Below are 6,425 nucleotides of genomic sequence, written 5' to 3'. Positions count from 1 at the left end.
TAAAAACAACACGAAATGTCCTATAAGCCTAAAATGCCGTGAAATGGGGCAGATTTGGCAAACAAAAAACCGCCCCTCTTACGAGAGACGGTGCTTAGCCGTGTTACCACTCTGTTTCTCCCTGCCGTCACCGGCAAAGACTCTGCGGGTACGCCGGACAATGCCATAAATACCCTGCTGCTGTATCGGGCAGTCCCGGCCGGCTTCATGATTCAGCCAAGCAGGCTCAAAGTCCATCTTCAGAAATCGTTCCCGGTCTGCTTCTCACCCTCCGCAGCTCTCTTTGCCATTCCGGATTTCCTACTCTTCTTCTCATTGCCTATATAAAACTGACCTCATGATAGCATGGTAAAAAGGCGCTGTCAATGAGTGAAATATCAGAATTCAGCGGACGGTGGAGGACCGTTTGTCCGCAAATCTCTTCACGATGAACTGATGGAAACGAAGCGCTGCCGGAGACAGGGGCCGCGTCATGTTCCATGCGATGCCGATTTCTCTCTTGCATGACGGGAAGGAAACGTGGATCTGGCGGATGCCGATCGCATCGCTTCCTGGAATCTTCGGGAGGAGAGAAACGCCCAGATTGGAAGCGACAAGGCTTGCAATCGTATTTGTATCATCGCCTTCGAAAATGATTTTCGGATGGACATTGGCGAGCGCGCAGACGCGGTTGGTGAGGATCCTGAGGCTGTAGCTCGGCTTCATCGTGATGAAGGGCTCATTTTCAATATCCTTCAGCGTTGCCTGCTCCCAGTCGGCCAGGCGGTGATGGAGAGGGACGGTGATGTAAATTTCCTCGGAATAGAGGTAGGACCAGGCGATGTGCTTCATCGTGATCATCGTGGATCCCAGGCACAGGTCGCTCGTCCCGTCGATCAGTCCCTGCGCGAGCAGCGTGGAATCGTTCTGCTGCAGGTTGAACCTGGTCGAAGGATTCTGCACCTTGAATTCGGAGAGAAGGACAGGAAGCATGTAGGTGCCGAGGGAATGGATGAAGGAAAGATTGATGATGCCGCCCTGCGGATCATTTTCATGGTCGAGCTCCCGCCTGCCTTCCTCGATTTCAGAAAGGGCGCGCTCTACGTGGATGAGGAAACGCTGCCCATCCGGAGTGAGGGAGATTTCATGGCCCGTGCGGTCGAAGAGGGGATGGCCGAGTTCGTTTTCCAGTTTCGTGATGGAGCGGGACAGGGCGGACTGCGAGATGGAAATGGAAGCCGCCGCTTTTGTGAAGTGGCGGATATGCGCAAGCGCGCGGAAATATTCCAGTTGGCTGAGATCCATGGGGGACTCCTTTATAAAATACGGGATTCATTCTTTGTATAAGCCGGACACATAATCGTTAGTTCAATTATACCTTTAGGAAGAGGGGCGTTTCAATAAAAAGAGGCAATATTTATGAAAGATAGGAAGGATTTCAATGCATGACATGCATGATAAATAAATGATATAGAAAATTAACAATGTAATAATACGGTAAAATCGCGATTTTTGGATGAATTTGAGGATTTTCCGTTTTCTTTATGCATGGCAGGAATAGAAATAATCCTTGACCGGTATTAGACGAAACGGGGTGTCATGGATAGAATTGTACTTAACCAACCGGAACGCGGTTCTTAGGGACATCCGGAGGCAAAGCTGCACTGGCTTTTCTTATACCTGCCAATGAATATTCATTGAAGAAATTTCAGTAGACAGCGCCCCGTGGAAACATGGGAGAAAGCAGCCCCGTAAGCTGCAAAATTTTATATGGGCCTTTGCGCCATTGATCCCCTCCTTTCATCTTCCTATGGGGATCTATTTTTTTTGCCCGCGAAAGCGGGATTTTTTATTGGGTTCTCCCTGTTTGTGCTTTCCTTTTATCTGTATAATGAGAAGAAAAGAAGGATGGGAGGGACTTATGGAATGAAAATAAAAACATATGAGGCTGATGTAGTTGTCCTCAATGAAGAGAAAGGCTTTGCTGCGCTGAAAAAAGCGGCCGAGAGCGGAAGGAAGCTCTGGGATACTGAGAAGATCAGGGTCGTGATCGACAAGAAGGTGCCGCCGAATTCACCGGAAGAATCCAAAAGGCAGCAGGAGGTGCTTGCGCTTGCAAGGAAGCTTGATATTCCTCATGCGTACGGGAGAGGAATGGCTTTCCATCTGCTGGTGGAAGAGTCCCTCCCCGAGGGCTTTATTGCCGTATCCGGAGATCCTGACGTCTATGTGATGGGCGCCTTTGGCGGGAAGGGTTACTGCCTTGATGAGGAAGGCCTTGAAGAAGTGCTTCTTACGGGATCCTTCTCCATCCAGGAAGGCGGCGTATTCAATGTTTTTCTAAGCACAAAGGAAACGAGGTATGACCGGTTTTTCAGGGAAGGATACCGCCCCTGCAATTACGATAAGGCCTATGCGCTTTCCAAAAAGATTCCCCAAGGGATGCCCGTGTGTATTTCAGGAGAGCTTCAAGAATTCAGGAAGGAAGAGCTTGCTGTCATGTGCATGGCCGCAGGAAGAGCCTCTGGATGCACGGCTTTTGTGAAAGAAAACGTGCAGGGATTCCATATCCGGATCCAGTACGTTCCCTCTGTCGTCATCCATGAGGGAAAGGAAATCAGCCAGAAGGGACGGATCCCGATTTCCGCTGTCTTCATAGGCGGCGCGCAGGGCGGTTTTCTGGAAGATATCAGGCATGCCGCTGACATCATCCGCGGGGAGCATGTATCTGACGGTGTCCGTCTTTCCGTGGCTCCTGCCACAGCGGAGGTATACAAAAAGGCCGCTGACCTTGGATATATCAAGGACATCATGGATGCAGGCGGTATTTTCCTCAATCAGTGCGCCGATCCATCTTATAAGGCAAAGGCAGGAAAGGGCGAAATACTCCTTACGAATGACAATAAGGATTACGGGGATGAAATCGAGGCGGCCGTCTTCCATGTCAGCACGGAAAGAGCGGCCAATGCTGCCGTGAGAGGGTATATCGGAGGCGAATTCCTGAAAAGAAAGAGACAGGAAGAGGCTGAAGCACCGGTGCTTTTTGAGGAAAAGGCGGAAGAATCCGAAAAGCCTGCTTTGGGAACAAAGAGCCTGAGTGCTGATCCGATCCTCGCCTTCTCCGGCCGCGTGTGGAAGTTCGGAGACGATATTGATACGGACATCATCATCCCGACGCAGCATCTTTCCTATCCGTCCTGGGATGAAATCAAAAAGCACATGTTCGAGCTGCTCCGGCCTGAGCTTGCAGAAGAAGTCAGGGAAGGAGACATCCTTGTCGCGGGAAACAATTTCGGATGCGGTTCTTCTAGGGAACAGGCCGCCGAGGTCCTTTCTGAAAGCGGCATCCGCTGCATCATCGCCAAGTCCTTTGCGCGCATATTTTTCCGGAATGCTGTCAATAACGGCATTCTTCCGATTGAATGCGCCGCGCTCTTTGATGATGTGGAAGAGGGCGATACGGTCATCGTCGTCCCGAATGAATACATCCTATGCAAAGGAAAAAAGTATCCGATTCCCAAAGTGAGGGGCGACCTTCTTTCGCTCATCATGGACGGCGGGCTTGTGAAGCATGTACAGAAGGAAAGGGGGAGGTAATGATGGGACATACTCTTGCTGAAAAGATCATCATGAAGAATACGGGCCTTGCCGATCTTCATCCGGGCGATCTTGTGACGGTCACGCCGGATCGGGCGGTCGTCCATGATATTTATACGAAGAGCCTTTATGAGAAGCTTATGGAAATGGGATTTGAAAAGGCCATGTATCCGGAGCGTCTCATCATTTTCCATGACCATCTGAATCCGGCCTGCCTTCCAACCGATCCGGACAGCCTTTCTTACGGGTACAAGCTGCGTGACAAGTACCATGTCGGTCATTTCCATGCTTCTGGCGGCATCTGCCATCAGCTCATCCCCGAGCTGGGCTACGGGAAGCCGGGAGAAATCCTCCTCTGCACCGACTCCCACACGACGACGGCCGGCGGTGTCGGCTGCTTCGGTACGGGCATTGGATATACGGAAATGGCATACTTATGGGGGACAGGGAAATTGTGGCTCCGCGTGCCGTCCTCGATCAAGGTACGCATTGAAGGGAAAATCCCGTCCAATGTTTATTCCAAGGACATCATTCTTCGCGTGCTGGGCGATCTCCGCGCGGCAGGAGGGACGTACCGCTCCCTTGAATTTACGGGAAGCGCCGTGGAGAGCCTTTCTGCCGACAGCCGCCTGACGATATCCAACATGGTCGTCGAATGCGGCGCCAAGGCAGGCCTTTTTGCCGCCGATGAAAAGACGGCAGCTTACTGCAAAATGCCCTATGAATCCATTTCATGGGTCAAGGCAGACGAGGATGCCGTCTATGAAAGGGAACTCTTCTACCAGGCAGAAGACCTTGTGCCCGTCGTTGCCTGTCCGCCCCATGTCGACAACATCCGTCCGCTTTCTGAAGTCGAAGGGGTGAAGGTCGATCAGGTTTGCCTCGGTTCCTGTACGAACGGAAGGCTGGAGGACCTCGAAGAAGCGGCAAAGATCCTGAAGGGACGCCATATAGCAGAAGACCTTAAATTCATCGTGACGCCGGCTTCCGCCTCCATCATGGAAGAAGCCGTAAAGCGCGGCTGGATCCAGACCTTCGTCGAGGCAGGCGCTCTTGTGACGCCTCCGTACTGCTCCTTCTGCGAAGGACGCACGATGGCCCTCATGGGGGACGGGGAAGTGATGCTCGGCACGAACAACAGGAATTTCCTGGGGCGCTTCGGCTCTGCGAAAGCAAAAGCCTACCTTGCTTCTCCTGCCGTGGCCGCGGCGACAGCCGTCAAAGGCGTCATCACCGATCCGGCCCATTTGTAAAAATATGGAAAAGTCCGCCGTATGGAATTTATTTCCGCTCCTTGTACGGTATAATAGAAGGAAAGCATATCATTTAATGAATCACGGAGGTTCTAATGTCACAAAGCTCAATGTCTGAAATCACCTGCCCGGCCTGCGGCAGCAAGCATGAATTCAAAGTCTGGGACAGCATCAATACGAAGCAGGATCTGGAATTGAAGGAAGCCGTCAGGACGGGGGATGCTTTCCGCTATACCTGCCCCGACTGCGGCGCGACTGCTCTCTTGAATTACAATTTCCTGTATCATCAGATGGAAGACAAGTACATGGTCTTCGTATCCGTCGAAGGCGATGCATGGAACCAGATGATGTCCATCCTCTCCGCCCGGCAGAAGGATCTTCCAGACTACACGATGAGAATCGTCCGCTCCTACAACGATTTCCGTGAAAAGCTGATGATCCTTGATGCAGGCCTTGACGACCGCGTCGTGGAAATCATCAAGAGCAGCGTCTGGCACAATGTCGAGGAAACGTATGCCGACAAGGGCATCGATGAAATCCTCCTTGCTATGAATGACGACGGCGAGCATGGATTCCTTTTCAGAAGCAAGGACAAGATGATCGCATCCATGGAATTTGACATGGACCTGTACAAGGTAGTGAAGAATGCGGCTGAATCCAGGCTTGACTTCTATTCCAGAGGCATTTTTGTCATCGACCGCGCATGGGCTGACCGCGTGGTGGGTGAAATGGGCTGATTCTTTTGAAATTTTCCTACACTTTTTCACTTATTGTGCTAAAATGGTTAAGGCGAATTACAGAATAGTCTAAATTACAGGGAGGCAATCATGCAGATTCATATTATTGATCACCCGCTCATTCAACACAAACTCACGATCATGCGGTCCAAGGAAACAAGCTCCAGCGAGTTCCGCCGCCTGCTCCAGGAAATTACACTCCTCATGGGTTATGAAATCACCCGTGATCTTCCGCTCGAAGACGTCGAAGTGGAGACCCCGCTCGAAAAGATGCGCGGCCGCCGCGTAGCCGGCAAGAAAGTCGGCATCGTTCCGATCCTCCGCGCAGGCTTCGGCATGGTGGACGGCCTTCTTGAACTGATGCCGTCTGCAAGAGTCGGCGTTATCGGCCTCTACCGCGATCCGGAAACATCCAAGCCGATCGAATACTACTGCAAGCTGCCGGATGTGGACAACCGCGATTTCATCATCGTCGACCCGATGCTCGCAACCGGCGGAAGCGCTGTCGCAGCCATCAACATGATGAAGGAAAAAGGCGTAAAGAACATTAAGTTCATGTGCCTCGTATCCGCACCGGAAGGCGTTGAAGTCGTCAACCAGGCTCATCCTGATGTGCCGATCTACACAGCTGCCCTCGATCGTCAGCTCGATGATCATAACTACATCCTCCCAGGTCTCGGCGATGCCGGCGACCGTATCTTCGGAACCAAGTAATACAATAAAAAACGGGACCACGCAAAGCGGTTCCGTTTTTTTATTTACAACTCTATGCTCCTCGAGAGGATTTCGGGCAAAAGAAAAGAGAGACTCGGGGGAAGTCTCTCTTTTGGGTTATAGGACAAAACGTGTTGGTAAAAAT

Annotated in this window: 5 protein-coding genes; 4 read left to right on the top strand and 1 reads right to left on the bottom strand. The window is 51.5% G+C overall.

From position 1 onward, the window contains the following. Positions 1-384 precede the first annotated feature (384 nt). Positions 385-1,284: a LysR family transcriptional regulator gene (locus M3200_RS01790; protein WP_022381826.1), complete on the bottom strand. Its 900-nt coding sequence runs from the start codon at positions 1,282-1,284 to the stop codon at positions 385-387. A gap of 621 nt (positions 1,285-1,905) precedes the next feature. Here M3200_RS01790 and M3200_RS01785 point away from each other — a divergent pair. The 4 genes from M3200_RS01785 to upp all read left to right on the top strand — a co-directional run bounded on the left by M3200_RS01785 (position 1,906) and on the right by upp (position 6,280). Then, positions 1,906-3,576 carry a LeuD/DmdB family oxidoreductase small subunit gene (locus M3200_RS01785; protein WP_022381825.1) on the top strand — a complete coding sequence of 557 codons (1,671 nt, stop codon included), beginning with the start codon at positions 1,906-1,908 and terminating at the stop codon, positions 3,574-3,576. Beyond that, a complete protein-coding gene (locus tag M3200_RS01780) occupies positions 3,576-4,829 on the top strand; it encodes a 3-isopropylmalate dehydratase large subunit (protein WP_287537267.1) in 1,254 nt (417 codons plus the stop codon). Before M3200_RS01785 ends, M3200_RS01780 begins: the two co-directional genes overlap by 1 nt. 95 nt (positions 4,830-4,924) lie before the next feature. Continuing rightward, a complete protein-coding gene (locus M3200_RS01775; protein WP_022381823.1) occupies positions 4,925-5,566 on the top strand; it encodes a CpXC domain-containing protein in 642 nt (213 codons plus the stop codon). 90 nt (positions 5,567-5,656) lie between these two features. After that, positions 5,657-6,280 (top strand): uracil phosphoribosyltransferase, encoded by a 624-nt coding sequence (upp, locus tag M3200_RS01770; RefSeq protein WP_022381822.1) that lies wholly within the window; start codon positions 5,657-5,659, stop codon positions 6,278-6,280. Positions 6,281-6,425: the final 145 nt, after the last annotated feature.

It is taken from the genome of Dialister sp. CAG:357 (assembly GCF_000435155.1).
GTDB lineage: Bacteria > Bacillota > Negativicutes > Veillonellales > Dialisteraceae > Dialister > Dialister hominis.
Note: the sequence above shows the minus strand (reverse complement) of the source record. Positions and strands in the feature narration are given on the sequence as shown.

Coding starts and splice junctions, on each gene's coding strand:
- M3200_RS01775 (WP_022381823.1), top strand. CDS start 4,925: ATGTCACAAAGCTCAATGTCTGAAATCACCTGCCCGGCCTGCGGCAGC.
- M3200_RS01780 (WP_287537267.1), top strand. CDS start 3,576: ATGATGGGACATACTCTTGCTGAAAAGATCATCATGAAGAATACGGGC.
- M3200_RS01790 (WP_022381826.1), bottom strand. CDS start 1,284: ATGGATCTCAGCCAACTGGAATATTTCCGCGCGCTTGCGCATATCCGC.
- upp (WP_022381822.1), top strand. CDS start 5,657: ATGCAGATTCATATTATTGATCACCCGCTCATTCAACACAAACTCACG.
- M3200_RS01785 (WP_022381825.1), top strand. CDS start 1,906: ATGAAAATAAAAACATATGAGGCTGATGTAGTTGTCCTCAATGAAGAG.